This is a genomic window from Pseudoalteromonas sp. S408 (assembly GCF_005886645.1).
Taxonomy (GTDB): Bacteria; Pseudomonadota; Gammaproteobacteria; order Enterobacterales; family Alteromonadaceae; genus Pseudoalteromonas.
Genome location: NZ_PNDY01000013.1, coordinates 108,770 through 125,277 on the forward strand (window position 1 = coordinate 108,770; position 16,508 = coordinate 125,277).

Below are 16,508 nucleotides of genomic sequence, written 5' to 3' on the forward strand. Positions count from 1 at the left end.
TTATTTATAACAGATAAACTTAGCCAATTAGTTATTACAAAATGATGGTTATGGGCTATTTATTTACAGTGACCCTACTTTGGGCATTTTCGTTTAGTTTAATTGGCGTATATTTAGCTGGTCAGGTTGATGCATGGTTTAGCGTATTAATACGTGTTGCGCTAGCCACATTGGTATTTTTACCGTTTATTAAACGCCTTCCTCCCGCCACCGCAATCAAGCTTATGTTAATAGGCGCTGTGCAACTTGGTGTTATGTACAGTTTTTATTACCACTCATTTTTGTTTTTAAGCGTCCCTGAAGTATTGCTTTTTACCGTAATGACACCGCTCTATATCACTTTATTAAACGACGCCATTAACAAACAGTTTAATCCGCAATTTTTTATTGTCGCTTTAATTGCCGTATTGGGTGCTGTCGCAATTCGTTATGAAAATCTCGACAATAACTTTTGGTTAGGGCTGTTGCTTGTGCAAGGAGCTAATTTAAGTTTTGCCACTGGTCAAGTCACTTACAAACGACTAATGCAAGGCAAGCAGCTTGACGGCAAAGCGGCATTTAGCTGGTTTTTTATTGGTGCGCTTATTATTGCCGGCTTATGTTACGCTTTATTTGGTAATCTAAGTAAGTTACCAAGCACGAATACACAATGGGGAATTTTAATTTATTTAGGAATTGTGGCCTCAGGCCTAGGTTATTTTTTATGGAATAAAGGCGCAACGCTTGTCAATGTTGGGGCGTTGGCAGTTATGAATAACTTACTTATTCCAGTCGGTATTATTGTTAATATTGTTATTTGGAATAGAGATGCCGATATTTTTAGGCTAAGTGTTGGTGCTGCAATAATGCTTTTAGCGTTAGTGATTAATCAAATAATGGCGAAAAAATAAGTTCACTTTCCTGTCGTTTAAATGTCATTAAGTGTGACTAAGGTAGTGCAACTTTTATTTTTTAAGGATAAACAATGAAACGCATTACCTTATCTGCCAGCTGCCTTCTATTTGTTGCACTTATTGGCTGTGACGACGAAGTTAAAGTAGTCGAAAAAGACGTGGTAGTAACGAACACTCACGTTGAAATTGTAGAAGTGCCGACCCCTGTGGTTGTAGAAGTTGCACAAGGAAGCAATATTCAACTAGGTGCTCGCCCAGATTATTTAATAAACGACATGGCGCCAAGCGAACTAAAAACACAATTAGCAGCTTGCCAAGATGGCCCATTTTATACGACAGACTTTTCAATTGGGCATCGTGGTGCGCCAATGCAATACCCAGAACATACTAAAGAATCCTATGTTGCAGCAGCGCGTATGGGGGCCGGTATTGTAGAGTGCGATGTAACGTTTACAAACGATAAAGAACTCGTATGCAGGCACTCACAATGTGACTTACATACCACCACCAATATTTTAGCTATTCCAGAACTTGCTGCAAAATGCAGTGTGCCATTTACCCCAGCCAATCCAAATACAGGGGTTCCTGCTTCAGCAAAATGCTGTACAAGCGATATTAGCCTGAGCGAATTTTTAACCCTTGAAGGAAAGATGGATGGCGCCAACACAAACGCCACCACGGTAACTGAATACCTCAACGGCACCCCAAATTGGCGTACCGATTTATACGCAACAACAGGTACGCTTTTAACCCATAAGCAAAGTATTGAATTATTTAAAGCACTGGATGTAAAAATGACCCCAGAGCTTAAGTCGCCTCAAGTTAGTATGCCTTTTGATGGTATGAGCCAAGAACAATATGCACAAAAAATGTTAGATGAATACACGCAATTAGATGTACCAGCAAATCAGGTTTATCCGCAATCATTTAACTTAAACGATGTAGAATACTGGATTAACACCAACCCTGAATTTGCAGAACAAAGTGTTTACTTAGATGGCCGCGATAGCGAAGCAGGGTTTGATCCGAGCAATCCAGCAACATGGCAACCAAGCATGGCCGAGCTGGTTGCTAACGACGTTAAAATACTCGCGCCTCCCATTTGGATGATGTTAACCATCGATAACGATAATAATATAGTTCCTTCACAATACGCCATTGAAGCAAAAGCAGCAGGTTTGAAGCTCATAGCGTGGAGCCTTGAGCGCTCAGGGCCACTAAATGAAGGCGGTGGTTATTACTATCAATCAATTGCTGATGTAATAAATAACGATGGCGATATGATGACTGTAGTTGATGTGTTAGCAAAGCAAGTAGGCGTTATTGGTATATTTTCTGATTGGCCGGCCACGGTAAGTTACTACGCAAGCTGTAATAAAATGCCAGCCAGTATTTAAAAACGCATTTCAGCGGTCGTTTATTCTGCTGCGCTCAGTTACCATAAAGAGAGAATCTAAACCTTTTTAACTGAGCGCTTTTATGATCATCCAACACCATAATGCTGATTTATCAACACCAACAGGCCTAATGCGAACCACAGTGTATCGTCCACAAGCCGATGGGCAGTTTCCTGCTATTATTTTTTACTCTGAGATTTTTCAGCAAACCGCCCCCATCGCCCGAAGTGCTGCACTTTTGGCAAGCCATGGTTTTGTTGTGTTAGTACCTGAAGTATTTCATGAGTTAAACCCTATCGGGACTGTACTTGCCTACGACGATGCAGGTAAAGATAAAGGTAATGCTGATAAGTGGGAAAAACCGCTTGAGCATCACGATAGCGACACACAAGCATTAATCGATTTTGTAAAGTCGCAACAATACTGCTCAGGTACAGTGGGTGCAATGGGGGTATGTATTGGCGGGCATTTAGCTTACAGAGCTGCACTTAATCCCCAAATAAAAGCGGCGTTTTGTTTATACGCAACCGATATTCATAGCGACACACTACCCGCTCAAAAAGGAAACAATTCATTTGAGCGCATGGCCGACATACAAGGTGAAATACATTTTATTTGGGGTAAACAAGACCCTCATGTACCACAGGAGGGTCGCAGTAAAATTTATCAACAATGTATTAGTAGCGGTATTAATTACCAGTGGCAAGAAGTTAACGCACAACATGCCTTTATGCGCGACGAAGGTGAGCGATATGACGGTGCACTCGCAATCACTATGTACCAACAAGCGGTGGCGCTATTTAACCGCACGCTTTAATGCAAAGCCATTGAGTTATTTAAACGCTTTTCAGCATACCCAGCGCGGTATGCTGCTTTACAAAGTACGCTTTTAAATAATCAATAAATAACCTAAGTTTTTTAGAGCCAGTGGCACCTGGCGGAAACACCCCATAAAGCTCAATATCTTTAGTTTTGTAATCGTCTAGTATGATCTCTAGTAGCCCTGCTTGGACTTTAGGCCACGCATCATAAAGAGGAATACGACCAAGGCCATGCCCCGCCTCTACAAATGCCGTTCGAGCTGCCGCATTATTAGTACTTAAACCACCTTGCATTGTAATGTCGTGTTTTTTGCCATCTTTTTGAAGTGTTAATGTTTTACTTCCTAATTGATACACGACCCACTTGTGCACTTTTAACTCCGCTGGGTTTTTAGGTTTACCAAAGTAATCAAAGTAATCTGAAGAGCCACAAATACAGGTGCTCATTGTGGTGAGTTTTGTAGCTTGTAAGTTTGAGTCACTTAACGCAACACCACGAATAGCAATATCAAAGCCATTTTTTATTATATCTACTACGTCGTCTGTCAGTTGTAGGTCGATGTCAATTTTTGGATATTGACGCTTAAACGTATTTATAGCGGGTACAATTAATTGCATGCCTACATTAACTGGACAACTCACTTTAAGTAAACCTTGCGGCTCGCTTTTTATATTTTCTATTTGTTGATTTGCGGCATTGGCCTGCTCAGTAATAACGCGACAGCGTTCGTAATACGCTATACCGGCCTCAGTGAGTGTCATTGTGCGAGTTGAGCGATTTAAAAGCGTAACTTCAAGCTGGGTTTCTAGCTTTTTTAAGTGATAGCTTGCCACAGCACGCGTTAAACCTAGTTGCTTAGAGGCGGCAGTTAAACTTCCTTGCTCTACAATTTGTGCAAACACCACCATACTTTTTAATTGTTCGAATGACACTTTCATGGTTGTTTCCGCCTAGTTTAAAATTCAACCCACACATTGTATCAATTATTAAACCAATAAAGTCAAATTTATCATCGTTGTTTAAAGCAGTTTAAATGCATATAGTAAATACACGAGTTTGGTGAATACCAAATACTGATTAACTCAATTATCGAAGGAATATTGTTATGGCTAAAAAAATACTTATGGTACTTACTTCACATTCGGACCTTGGTAACACAGGTGAAAAAACCGGTTTTTGGGTTGAAGAATTTGCAGCACCTTACTATGCATTTGTTGATGCAGGCGCTGAAGTAACACTTGCGTCTCCGGCTGGCGGCCAACCGCCAATTGACCCTACAAGCACGCTTGCTGATTTTCAAACCGATGCAACTAAACGTTACGATGCAGACAGCGCAGCGCAAGCGCTAATGGCTAATACCCATGCACTAAGCGAAGTAAATTCAAGTGATTACGACGCAGTATTTTACCCTGGTGGCCACGGCCCATTATGGGATTTAGTAGACAACACCGATTCTGTATCGCTAATTGAAAATTTTATTAAAGAAGAAAAACCCGTCGCTGGCGTATGTCATGCAAGTGCTGTGTTTTTAAATGCCAAAGATGCAGACGGCAACGCATTGGTAGCTGGTAAAAAAGTAACCGGCTTTACTAATAGCGAAGAAGAAGCAGTACAACTAACCGACATAGTCCCATTTTTAGTAGAAGACGAGCTAATCAAAAAAGGCGGCGACTACCAAAAAACTGAAGATTGGGGTGTGCTTGCTTTAGAAGATGGTTTATTGATCACAGGTCAGAACCCTGCAAGTTCAGAGCTTGCTGCTAAAAAACTATTAACTAAATTAGGTTAATAGCAATTATACACTAAAGGCCAATACGGCCTTGATTAAGCACAGCATTTAAGCTGTGCTTTTTATTTGCTTTTCATTACTCAATACAATTTCTATACTAGCAACTGCTTAAGCTCATTAGGGAAAATATATGACAACCCAGTCTCTGTCATTAGTTACTACTTCAAGATTTGCAATATTTAGTATTGTTGCTGTTTGCTTTGTACTTCAAGTTATTAATAGCCTCCCTGGAATAAACCTCAATGGTTTAGGTATTTATCCTCGTAGCATTCAAGGTTTAATTGGCATACTTTGCGCTCCCTTTTTACACGGTAGTTGGTGGCACTTTGCCAGTAATATGCTGCCATTTGCGGTGCTCAGTTGGCTTATTTGCCAATACAGTGTTAAACGATTTTACACCGTGTTTGTTTTTACTGCGCTTGCAGGTGGTTTGCTTGTATGGACATTTGGTCGCAGTAATTTTCATGTTGGTTTGAGCGGCGTAATATATGGTTTATGGGGTTTTATTCTCTGCTATGGCGTGGTTAGGCGCTCGCTAAAATCAATCGTAATCGCTGTAGTCGTTGCCATACTTTATAGCGGTTTTATTTGGGGCGTATTGCCGCAACGTTTTCATATTTCGTTTGAAAGCCACTTATTCGGAGCCTTAAGTGGTTTGTTTTTGGGTTATAAATTAGCAAAAGCAGATAGACAAAAAGGTTTGTGAAAAAACTATTTTAAGTAAATCAATCTAACAGTGAGGTTATTTATGAGCAATAAAAACGATTACACACCACCCAAAGTATGGACTTGGGAAAGTGAAAGTGGCGGTAAGTTTGCCAGTATTAATAGGCCCATAGCTGGGGCAACGCATGACAAAACCTTACCTATTGGTGAACATTCATTTCAGCTTTACTCGCTAGCAACACCGAACGGCCAAAAAGCCGCTATTATGTTTGAAGAACTTTTAGAGCTTGGTATTAATGATGCGCAATACGATGCTTATCTAATTAATATTGGCGAGGGAGATCAGTTTGGTTCTGACTTTGTTAATATTAATCCAAATTCAAAAATTCCTGCGCTACTTGATCACTCAACAACACCGCCAACACGTGTATTTGAGTCGGGCTCTATTTTGCAATATTTAGGTGAAAAATTTAACGCATTTATACCTAAAGGTCTTGTAGCAAAAACCGAGTGTCGTAACTGGTTATTTTGGCAAATGGGTTCTGCACCCTACTTAGGCGGCGGGTTTGGCCATTTTTATAGTTATGCGCCCAGTAAAATGCAATACCCTATTGACCGCTTTACTATGGAAACCAAACGCCAACTCGATGTACTTAACCAGCATTTAAGTAACAATGACTATATGGCGGGCGAGGAATATTCAATTGCCGACATGGCTATTTGGCCTTGGTATGGCTCGCTTGTTTTAGGCGACTTGTACGATGCTGCAGAGTTTTTAGACGTTGCCTCTTATACGCATGTTGTTAAATGGGCTAAACAAATCGCTGAGCGTCCCGCGGTTAAAAGAGGTCGTCGTGTTAATCGCACATGGGGCCCCGAAGAAGACCAGTTAGCCGAACGACATAGCGCAGACGACTTTAAGTAAACTGTTGCTAACACTTCAAAAAACCAGCTTAAATGCTGGTTTTTTATGTTCAATTTTAATATGGCGTTGCTAAAGTGATCACACTCCCCTAACTGAGAGTAGAATATTTAATCATATCAACCTAGTATAAATTTACTTACTTCAAAATTTGTGAAAACACCGTGGTCAAACTAACAAAAGAGCAAATTTATAAACGCCTTAATAATGAAGAAGATGCTAAAGCCTGCAAAGAAATTGATGAATCTGCATGTAAAGAGGTACCCGGTAACTTCATTATTTTATTACTGAGCCAGCTGTTTAGTAAATTTGCAGATGCACTACTCAACCCTAAAGTAACGCTCCCTTGGTTAATGCACAGCCTAAATGTGCCTGGCAGCTTTATAGCGTGGCTTGTACCAATAAGGGAATCTGGCTCTTTACTTCCGCAGTTGGCCATTGCCGATGTGATCCGCAAACTATCTGTTCGAAAATGGGTATGGGTAATTGGCGCTATTGCGCAATCGTTATGTATATTTGCGATGGTAGGCGTTGCTTTTACATTAGAGGGAAAACAAGCGGGCTACGCTATTTTAGGTTTATTAATTTTATTTAGTTTAGCGCGGGGCTTTAATTCAGTAGCAGCAAAAGATGTACTGGGAAAAGTGATTCCAAAAAAACAGCGAGGAAACATTAGCGGCTTAGCGGCAAGTATTGCAGGTTTAGCAACCCTGACCTTTGGGCTGTTAATGTGGTTTTTTTCTCAGCAAAAAGAACAAAACACGGTATTAATGGCTTTGGTATTGGGCGCAGTAATGTGGCTCGTGGCGGCCTTTTTTTATAGCCGCATAAATGAATACAAAGGGGCCACTGAGGGAGGAAAAAACGGGTTACTGCACGCATTTACAAAACTTAAACTCCTTTACCACGATAAGCAATTTGCCCACTTTGTTGTCACACGGGCTTTTTTGTTGTGCTCAGCCTTAAGCGCACCATTTTATATTATTTTGGCAAGTCGCCAGTCGTTTGAGTTTTCATTACTTGCAACGTTTATTGCCGTATCGGGGTTAGCTAGTTTAGTGTCGGCGCCAATTTGGGGGCGATTAAGTGACCTATCAAGCCAGCGAGTTTTAGTGCTTAGTGCCATGCTAGTCACTTTCAATGGTTTAGCGGTTTTTGTTATTGCAACGTGGTTTAACCATTTGTTGAGTGCATGGTGGCTACTGCCTACGCTTTACTTTTTACTTTCTGTTGCTCACCAAGGGGTTCGCCTTGGCCGCAAAACGTATTTAGTCGATATGGCACAAGGAAACAAACGTACCGATTATGTTGCGGTAAGTAATACGGTTATTGGTGTGCTTTTACTCATGTTAGGCAGTCTTGGATTACTTGAGAGCTTTTTGTCTACCGCTGAACTTATTTTGCTCTATAGCATGCTTGGGTTTTGTGGCGCTATGAGTGCATTATTTTTACCTATAATAGAATAAACATCGCCATAACAATTCGTACTAACACCTAAAAGCACTTACTTTATTAACCCATTTAGTATAAACATTTTATTACAATTACTTACACCCTAACGTTAGTTTTTGCCGTAGGCTGAAGAGAATTAAATACTTGCCTACTTAAAACTACACAAAGGGACTTACCATGTTGAAACCGTTTAGTGCATTACTTATATTGCTTGCGCCTAGTGTTTTATCGGCACAAACTATGTCGATTAAAACCACCGAAGAGTTAGTAACCACCGACTCAACAACGTTATTTGCATTCAACAAAGAGCTTAAACAGCTAGAACATATTGATTTGCTATCGGCACAAAGTACTCAGCTAATTTTGCCTGATAAGGCCATTGGCTTTGACGTGGCAACACTTGCTAATTCGAGTGGTAAACAAGCGCTTGTTGTAGCAAGCGATGGCATTTACAAAGCAGGCAAGGATATACCTTCACTGTTATTTACATACACATCAGTAATAAACCAGCTAGAAGTCACCGAGTTTGAAAAAATAAACTTTATTATTGACGCAAACAAAGATGGACTGAGTGATATTTTGCTCCCTGACTTAAAGCAAACAACTCTGTATGTTCAAAACACCAACGGCCAATTTACTCCTCATACTTTTGAAAAAACAGCGCTATTTACCGGTGATTTTTCAAAAGAAGGGCTCATTCTTGAGGTTGATATTAATAACCAGCCTACTATTACCGACTTTAACCACGACGGCCTAAACGACTTAGTATTTTTAAATAAGCAAGGCGCCCATGTACTTTACGCGAATGCTAATGGTTACAATAAAACCATGGCTGACGTTAATTTTAATATTGAGTTGGGTGAGCTCAGTAACGGTGAAAAACGCAAAATAAAACAGCTTATTGATATAAACAACGATGGCTATTTAGACTTTATTACCAAGCAATATAAGCCAGTGAAAGGTATGGATTCGCTCGATATTGAAATAGCGCATAACCTTTATTTGGGTAATAAAACAGGTTTTAGTGAAACACCTATTAAATTGTTAAATACCAGCGGCCCTAGTCAGCTTGTATTTGAAACAGACTTTAATAACGATGGCTTAATAGATCTTCAAACAATGGACTTGGACATTGGCCTTGGCACTATTGCTTCTATGGCTATGGGCGGTGGTAAAACTGACGTAGATGTAGAAATGAATATTTATAAGCAACAAGCAGATGGCTCATTTGCCAGCAAATCAAGCATAGAAATTGATCTTGAGATGGAAATAAATATGAGTAATGGCGATGCAACCCCGCCTTTATACATAGGCGATATAAACGGCGATAACAAAACCGATGCAGTCTATAAGTACAGCAAAAAAACGCTCTATGTTTACTACGGCGATGAGAACAATTTGCTGAGCAAAAAGCGTAAAAAAATAAAGTTAACTTTACCTAAAAAAAGTAAAGATATTTTGTTAGTTGATATTAACCAAGACGGTAAAAAAGACTTTGTGTTTAAATTTACCGAAGAAGATGGCACCAGTAAAATATCAACCCGCTTAAACTAACCACCTACACAAAAAGCCCAGTATTACTGGGCTTTTTGTGTCAGCTTTTACACATATTTACGCTTTAATACTGAGTAACGAATCAGATTCAGACAAGCCAAACTTTTCTTGAACAGCCGAGAGTATAGCGTCTTTATCTTCATCGTTTATTTGGCTTGAATACTGCTCGAGTAATTCATCAAGGTAACTTACTACCTCTTCTGTATTAACTTGCTCTAGTGAATTTTGTGGCGGTGGAGGCGGTCTTTGCCCTTCAGGGCGGCCAGCATCACCAATACTTTTAGCATCAAATTCAAGCTCGCTCATTAATTCTGCCAGCTCTTTAGTGGGTGAAATACCCTGCTCTTCAAACGCAGCTTGAATGCTTTTTGCATCTTCAGAGGTTAAGCTTTCGGGACCAAACTGCGCTAGCGTTTCTTTTACAAAATCACTTTGTTCTGACGTTAGCGATACAGCTTGGCTTTTTTGCTGCGGGATAAAACTAGTAGCGTTGTTGTTTATAGAGTTGATCATGTTAGTTTCCTTTCAACGTTCACGACGAGGTGGTTTATGTTCACTTAATTCTTGCTCGCTGATTTCCCCATTACCGTCAGCATCAATTTCATCAAAAATAGTCTGTGCGTCACCGTGAGGTGGTTTTTTAGTATTAAATTCATTAAAACTAATTGCACCATTGCCATCGCTGTCGAGAGTTAAGAAGTCTGGCTTAGGCGGTTTGTTATTACTTCCTTTTGCAGCAATATTGGCTGAAAAAACAATGCTAAGTAATACAATCATTGCCGTTGATGTTAAATGCTTCATAGTAATAACCTTATATTCAGGGCGTGTTGATAGCGTAAAATTACACTTTAAAAACGCAAAAAATGTGCAAACAATAAGGAAGTATTAAATAATTTAAAAAATTGATGTGTTCTAGGGCGTTCTGGTTGCTCAATTTACAATCAGCAGATAAGCTAACGCAAGCGTGTGTAAATGCGCGTAATACTGCCCTTAATTCTCAAAGCTGATATACTGCTTGAGCATATAAAACAACTAATTACAGAGCACTTTTATAAATAATGATTAATAACCAATTCCACTTAGCAGGCAAGCTGTGAAAACACCAAAACGCTTACAACCCCTTATCGATGACGGTTTAATTGATGAAGTACTTAGCCGACTAATGAGCGGTAAAGAAGCCGATGTATTTGTAGTTCGCTGTGGTGAACACATCCGGTGTGCCAAGGTTTATAAAGATGCTGTTAAACGCAGTTTTAAAAAAGCCGCACAATACCAAGAAGGCCGTAAAGTTCGCGGTGGTCGTCAAGCACGTGCCATGGGAAAACGCTCAAGTTATGGGCGCCAGTTAGAAGAAGAAATTTGGCAAAACGCTGAGGTTGATGCACTTTCTCGATTAGCTAGGGCCGGTGTACGCGTACCCGACACATACTGCTGTGTTGATGGTGTATTACTTATGGAACTTGTGTCTGATAGCGATGGCGATGTAGCGCCGCAGCTAGGCCATGTAAGTATGAGCAAAGAAGAAGCTATAAAACAACATAAACAAATGATGCATTACATTATGCTTATGCTGTGCGCGGGTATAATTCATGGTGATTTATCAGAGTTTAACGTGCTTGTTGACGATAAAGGCCCTGTGATTATTGATTTACCGCAAGCTGTAAATGCGTCTGCTAACAATAGCGCTGAAGCCATGTTTGCTCGTGACGTAAACAATATGCGCCGATATTACAGCGAGTTTGCGCCTGAGCTGTTAAATACTCAGTATGCCAAAGAAATGTGGGCACTATTTGAAGAAGCAAACCTAACACCTAACTCTATACTTACAGGTGAGTTTGAAGATAACAGCGAAGACGCTGATGTTGATTCTGTACTTGACGAAATCCAAGCCGCAGCCGATGAAGAACAAGAACGTTTAGCGCGTATCAACTTCTCTGACGACGAGTAATAACACTCATTTTTATGGTAATCGCTTTGCTCCCTTATTGCGGGTGTACAAAGCGATACCCCACCCCATAAACAGATTGAATCACACTCTCAGTTTTAGTTAATTCATCAAGCTTTTTGCGTAATTTTTTTATGTGGCTGTCAATTGTTCTGTGGCTCACAATGCGCTGATCGGTATACATGGTATCCATTAGGCTATCACGTGAATAAATTCTACTTGGGTTATTAAACAACGGTTTAAATAACTGAAACTCAACGTTTGTAAGCTCAATGTTGTTATTTTTATAGTTCACTTTGTAGGTGGTTTCATCTAACTGCATTGCCGACGTTTGAGCCTGTGACGTATTAATACGCCTTAAAATAGCTTTAACGCGGGCAACCAGCTCTGCGTAACTAAATGGCTTACAAATATAATCGTCAGCGCCTAACTCAAGCCCTAACAGACGGTCTATTTCTTCTACTTTAGCCGACACCATAATAATCGGTACTGTGGAAAAGCGCCTAATCGCTTTGCATAATTCAATTCCGCTTTGACCTGGTAACATTACATCAAGTAACACAAGGTTGGGCCTATTAATTTCAAGCCATGGAAGTACGTCATTCCCATGGTGTATTTGATGAGTATTAAAATGATGATTCATTAAAAAATCACTCATTAAATTAGCCAATTTTTTTTCATCTTCAACTATTAATATTTGTTCACTCATTGGCATCTCGCTTTGTCATATAAGTCCTAGCCACTTACTAAAGTAGGTAAATTAAAAAGTGACACTTCTGCGCTTTACATTGTGGGTAAGCTAATCACAACAGCAAGGCCGCCTATGCTTGCTTTCTCTGCGACTATTTCACCATGATGGCCTTCGACTATGTGTTTACATATTGATAAACCAAGGCCCGCTCCACCTTCTTGGCGGTTACGCGCATCATCAACCCGATAAAGGTATTCAAACAAATGCGCTAAATGCGAAGACTCTACCCCAACGCCATTATCCTCGATGGTCAGCTCAATAAATGATTGCCCTTTTTTGCTTATGTTTTCAGCGGTTATTGAAATAGTAGTGCACTGAGCATAGTGCAAAGCATTCATTAAAATATTGTCAAATAGCTGTAATAGCCGTGTTTTATCTGCCTGAACAATAGTTTGTTTGGCACTGTTAAGTACGTAAATATTAATTGCATGTTGTTCAAAAAGTACCTGATATTTTTGCTCAATTGTATTTAACAGTAATGTTAAATCGGTTGGCTGCATGGTGTAATGCATCCCCCCTAATTCAGCACTATTTAGCATGTGTAAATCATCAATCAACCGTTTTAAATGCATTGCCTCATCGTTAGCAGAGCTAATGTTTTGGGTGTTGGGCTCACGTACGCCAAGTAACATTGCTTCAAGTTCACCAAGTAAAATGCTCATGGGTGTTCTTAATTCGTGAGAAATATTTGCCAGCCAACGTTTACGCACTTTTTCATCTTTAGCGAGCGTTAAGGCAAGCATGTTAAAGTCTTCACTTAACTGACCTAATTCGTCTTTTCGATCAAGGGTAAGCTTAGTGGTGAAGTTCCCTTGGGTCAGCTGGTGCATACCTGTTGCAATTTGTTTTACGGGGCTGACTAAATGTCGTGATAATAAAAAAGTTAACAACAAGGTAAATAAAGCAGCGGCTATAGCAATAAGCCACAAGTAGTTGGTTTGCTGCTCTAAAAAGTCAAGCTCGTAGCCATCAACTAAACCATCTCTTTTAGAAACAGCTATATAACCAACGGCTATATTATTAACAATAATTGGCGTATTTATATAGGTAAGCTCATCAAGGTAACGCCCTCGTATCGGCTGTTTATTTTTATCAAGCAACGCGTAATGAGCTATTTTATTGGGCTTAGGTGGGCCCTTCATTTCAAAGCGGGCGCGTTCTGGCGGGGGCGGCCTCATTGAGCGACTCCTTGGCCCCGGGCGTTCAGAAAATTGACTACTTTGTAGCTCGGTTTCAATAAGGCGTCTAAAGCTTTTATTATCACGGATGACTTCGTCCCATGAGGCACTGCTTTCATATTGCGTGGCGAGCTTTATAACGAGGGGCTCAAGTGCTTTGATTTCTTTAGCATTCACATAATCAATAACCCCCTGACCTATACTCCATTGTATAAGCACCACCAGCCCTGCAATGATACTGAAGGTAAAGCTAAACAAAATTAAAAAAAGCTTATTATGAATTTTCATAAGGGAGTGTTGACCTTAAAATAAAACCGCCACTTATAACTTGGCCACATTTAAATAAATAGCTTAACAACCAAACGTGCAAACAATGTGTATTTTCCTAAATTTTTATACAAAAAAGGCGACCTAAGTCGCCTTTGTATTATTCACTTTTTAAGTGTTTATCAAAAAAGTCTAAGAAAGCCTGTAAGGTTTTAACTCTGTGCGGTTGATACGATAAGTAATGGTCGCCATCGTCCAGCTCAATATAGGTTACATCTTTTCCTTCATCATCGAGTTCATCTTCCATTTCACGGCTATGGTAAACAGGCACCACACTGTCATCGCTGCCATGTACTAATAATATAGGTCGGTTGATTTGCTTTGCGTACGTTACAGGTGAGTTAGCCTCGAGCATATCGTCATCTGTACCAAACTGCTTTCTTACTATTTCTTTATTAGTAAAGTAACGCGCTTTAAAAACAAGGTGCTCTAAATCACTTACGCCTGCAAAACTGGCAGCACATTTAAATGTTTCAGGGTGCTTAACAACCGCCATTAACGCAGCATACCCCCCATAACTTGCGCCACCAATACAGATTTTTTCAGGCTGTGCTATGCCTTGTTCAATTAGCCAATTAGCACCATCTTGTAAATCGTCTTGCATGGCTAAACCAAAACCCTGAATCGATTGCATTAAAAACTCGTAACCATAACCACTTGATCCCCTAAAATTAGGTTGTAAAACAGCGTATCCGTTATAAGCAAGCAGTGCCGTCCAATAATCAAAGTTAGCGTAATCTCGCGCCATTGGACCACCATGCGGAAATATTATAGTGGGTAATTTATCGCCCTTTTCATACCCTACAGGCAACGTTAAATAACCCTCAATGGTTAATCCATCTCGCGCTTTGTAACTAATCCGTTCTTTACCGCCGTAAGCTGTTTCATCAATTTGCGGATAAGCATCGGCAATGGCACTGACCTGATTTTTTGTTCTGTCTCCTAATAAATAACTACCAGACGACTTTGCTGAACTAACGTAAAGTATGTATTTTTGTTGATCTTTAGTGGTGCTTAAAATATCAATATCGTAGTCGTCTTTAGGAAGCGATACTCTTAAAGAACGGTGAAGTTTATCTAAATCTGCATCCCAGTAGTTTACCCCGTCCTCTAAATGAGAATCAGTAAAGCCTGCAACCTCACCTGTTTTGCTAGAATAAAAAATAGAACCATCAAAGTCGTATTTATCATTACTATAAATTAACTCGCGCTCTTTGGTAGTTAGGTTAAGTCTAAACAATGCATCTCGCCCGTTGTGCAAAGCCGAGATATATAAAAGGTTAGGGCTTTTATCAAACCCTAATATAGAAATACTTTGCTCACTAAATACTTCGTAATCAAATAACGTGTCCCAGTCTCCGGTCTCAGCGTTAAGTAATTCATAAGTAAATTGAGTTTCGTCCATTTTTTTAGCGATTCGCACATTACCTTGCCTGTCGGCAAACCAATCTGTTACGTTATTGCGCTGTCTTTGTACTTTACTTTTGCGCAATGTATTAAGATCTAGCTCGTATACAGCAGGGTTATTTGGCACTGTAAAATCACCCTGTACCAAAATTTTATCTTCTTGTTCTGGTAGAAAGCTCACTATACGGTCTGCAAATTGTGGCTGACGCTCATCTCGAGAAGGGACAGCTCTAAACGCTAATTTAATCCCATCTTTATTTGTGAGATTGTACGAGTACAAAAGTGTAGATGTATATTTAGCCCCGCCAAATTGGTACTTAATAAACCTAGCACCCAGCAAAATAACGTTATCATTAGCCCAGCTATACCAATCAAAAAATACAGTGCGGTTGTCTGCATTTAAAATTGCTTTTGTATTTCCTGTTTTGAGATTTTTAACCATTAACACTAAGGTGCCTTTGTGGTTTCGAACAAAAGAAAGGTTCTCACCATTGGGAGATAGTTTAATTTGGCTAAAGTCTTTTAAGCCCGCAAAGGCTTCTATTGGCAATTTTTTATCTTGTGCGGCGAGAGTATTAAAGCTAATAAGCGTGATTAATGCAGCAGCAATGAATTTACGCATCAAAAATCCTTTTATTTTTATGTTTTTAAATCAGGTCCGTATTCTACAACTGAGGGCGTTTCAGAACAAATTTATCTTTTGTTGTACTAAAGTAATTACCCCCCATTTTCCCTACAGCATCTAAGCGAGCAGGATCAATATAACCGTTTGCTAATATTGCATCATCAACGCAAATACCTACTACATTTAATAACATCATTTTACCGCCACTTGCCTGATCAGAAATAGTAATGACCTCACGTAGTGTGCATTCATAGCGTACTTTAGAAGCCTCGACACTTGGCGGGCTCACTAACAAACTTGGCGCCTGTTGTATATTTGCTTCATCAAACTCGCTCACGTCATTTGGATAATTAGCACAGCTTTGATTCATTTGTTCAACTAAGTTATGGCTAACAATATTGACTACACACTCTTTAGTTGCCAGTAAGTTAGTTAAGGTGTCTTTGTTGGCTTGATCTCGCGGGTTTACCTGAGTAACACTTAATACAGGAGGGTTACAGCTTGCTACGGTAAAAAATGAGTACGGGGCAATGTTCGCAATTCCCTTCTCACTTAACGTGCTGATCCATGCAATAGGTCGTGGGCTTATACCACCCACTAAATATGAATACACATTGTGATTGGCATTGTTAGTTAAATCTAAAAACATGTTTTTCCTTTTTATTATTAAAACTAAATCGCAATTTAAAACCTTTACGTATTAACAACTTTAACTGTTTTGTATTTCAATACTTTTATCTAGCAACCAGTACCAACTAGCTAATACGCAAGCAAAAAACA

General features: G+C 39.7%; 16 protein-coding genes. 9 read left to right on the top strand and 7 right to left on the bottom strand.

The window, feature by feature from the left end:
• Nucleotides 1–41 precede the first annotated feature (41 nt).
• The 3 genes from CWB62_RS11820 (at nucleotide 42) to CWB62_RS11830 (ending at nucleotide 3,107) form a co-directional block, all read left to right on the top strand.
• Entirely contained in the window at nucleotides 42–890 is an 849-nt protein-coding gene (locus tag CWB62_RS11820; protein WP_138527467.1) for a DMT family transporter, read from the top strand.
• Between the two features lie 74 nt (nucleotides 891–964).
• Nucleotides 965–2,290 carry a glycerophosphodiester phosphodiesterase family protein gene (locus CWB62_RS11825; RefSeq protein ID WP_138527468.1) on the top strand — a complete coding sequence of 442 codons (1,326 nt, stop codon included), beginning with the start codon at nucleotides 965–967 and terminating at the stop codon, nucleotides 2,288–2,290.
• An 82-nt stretch (nucleotides 2,291–2,372) separates the two neighbouring features.
• Nucleotides 2,373–3,107, top strand: coding sequence for a dienelactone hydrolase family protein (locus CWB62_RS11830; protein WP_138527469.1), 735 nt, complete (start codon nucleotides 2,373–2,375; stop codon nucleotides 3,105–3,107).
• A gap of 19 nt (nucleotides 3,108–3,126) precedes the next feature.
• On the opposite strand, the gene CWB62_RS11835 is transcribed toward CWB62_RS11830, so the two are convergent.
• Nucleotides 3,127–4,050: a LysR family transcriptional regulator gene (locus tag CWB62_RS11835; RefSeq protein WP_138527470.1), complete on the bottom strand. Its 924-nt coding sequence runs from the start codon at nucleotides 4,048–4,050 to the stop codon at nucleotides 3,127–3,129.
• A 167-nt stretch (nucleotides 4,051–4,217) separates the two neighbouring features.
• Between CWB62_RS11835 and CWB62_RS11840 the strand changes: the two genes are divergently transcribed.
• The 5 genes from CWB62_RS11840 to CWB62_RS11860 all read left to right on the top strand — a co-directional run bounded on the left by CWB62_RS11840 (nucleotide 4,218) and on the right by CWB62_RS11860 (nucleotide 9,495).
• A complete protein-coding gene (locus CWB62_RS11840) occupies nucleotides 4,218–4,901 on the top strand; it encodes a type 1 glutamine amidotransferase domain-containing protein (protein ID WP_058405044.1) in 684 nt (227 codons plus the stop codon).
• Nucleotides 4,902–5,031: 130 nt separating this feature from the next.
• Nucleotides 5,032–5,607 carry a rhomboid family intramembrane serine protease gene (locus CWB62_RS11845; protein WP_138527471.1) on the top strand — a complete coding sequence of 192 codons (576 nt, stop codon included), beginning with the start codon at nucleotides 5,032–5,034 and terminating at the stop codon, nucleotides 5,605–5,607.
• Nucleotides 5,608–5,649: 42 nt separating this feature from the next.
• Nucleotides 5,650–6,492: a glutathione-dependent disulfide-bond oxidoreductase gene (gene yghU, locus CWB62_RS11850; RefSeq protein WP_138527472.1), complete on the top strand. Its 843-nt coding sequence runs from the start codon at nucleotides 5,650–5,652 to the stop codon at nucleotides 6,490–6,492.
• Nucleotides 6,493–6,653: 161 nt separating this feature from the next.
• Nucleotides 6,654–7,955, top strand: a complete 1,302-nt coding sequence (locus CWB62_RS11855) for an MFS transporter (protein WP_138527473.1) — start codon at nucleotides 6,654–6,656, stop codon at nucleotides 7,953–7,955.
• Nucleotides 7,956–8,118: 163 nt separating this feature from the next.
• Nucleotides 8,119–9,495: an FG-GAP repeat domain-containing protein gene (locus CWB62_RS11860; RefSeq protein ID WP_138527474.1), complete on the top strand. Its 1,377-nt coding sequence runs from the start codon at nucleotides 8,119–8,121 to the stop codon at nucleotides 9,493–9,495.
• A gap of 57 nt (nucleotides 9,496–9,552) precedes the next feature.
• On the opposite strand, the gene CWB62_RS11865 is transcribed toward CWB62_RS11860, so the two are convergent.
• Together CWB62_RS11865 and CWB62_RS11870 are read right to left on the bottom strand one after the other, a co-directional pair.
• On the bottom strand, nucleotides 9,553–10,008 hold the full coding sequence (locus CWB62_RS11865) for a hypothetical protein (protein ID WP_138527475.1): 456 nt from the start codon (nucleotides 10,006–10,008) through the stop codon (nucleotides 9,553–9,555).
• Between the two features lie 12 nt (nucleotides 10,009–10,020).
• Nucleotides 10,021–10,296: an EF-hand domain-containing protein gene (locus CWB62_RS11870; protein WP_138527476.1), complete on the bottom strand. Its 276-nt coding sequence runs from the start codon at nucleotides 10,294–10,296 to the stop codon at nucleotides 10,021–10,023.
• Between the two features lie 292 nt (nucleotides 10,297–10,588).
• On the opposite strand from CWB62_RS11870, the gene CWB62_RS11875 reads away from it, so the two are divergent.
• Nucleotides 10,589–11,443, top strand: coding sequence for a PA4780 family RIO1-like protein kinase (locus CWB62_RS11875; RefSeq protein ID WP_138527477.1), 855 nt, complete (start codon nucleotides 10,589–10,591; stop codon nucleotides 11,441–11,443).
• Nucleotides 11,444–11,477: 34 nt separating this feature from the next.
• Here the strand turns inward: CWB62_RS11875 and CWB62_RS11880 are convergent, their stop codons facing one another.
• From CWB62_RS11880 to CWB62_RS11895, 4 genes are all read right to left on the bottom strand, one after another.
• Nucleotides 11,478–12,149, bottom strand: coding sequence for a response regulator (locus CWB62_RS11880; RefSeq protein WP_138527478.1), 672 nt, complete (start codon nucleotides 12,147–12,149; stop codon nucleotides 11,478–11,480).
• 74 nt (nucleotides 12,150–12,223) lie between these two features.
• On the bottom strand, nucleotides 12,224–13,657 hold the full coding sequence (locus CWB62_RS11885) for an ATP-binding protein (protein ID WP_138527479.1): 1,434 nt from the start codon (nucleotides 13,655–13,657) through the stop codon (nucleotides 12,224–12,226).
• Nucleotides 13,658–13,796: 139 nt separating this feature from the next.
• Nucleotides 13,797–15,725 (bottom strand): alpha/beta hydrolase family protein, encoded by a 1,929-nt coding sequence (locus CWB62_RS11890; protein ID WP_138527480.1) that lies wholly within the window; start codon nucleotides 15,723–15,725, stop codon nucleotides 13,797–13,799.
• 43 nt (nucleotides 15,726–15,768) lie between these two features.
• Entirely contained in the window at nucleotides 15,769–16,377 is a 609-nt protein-coding gene (locus CWB62_RS11895; RefSeq protein ID WP_138527481.1) for a flavin reductase family protein, read from the bottom strand.
• Nucleotides 16,378–16,508 lie beyond the last annotated feature (131 nt).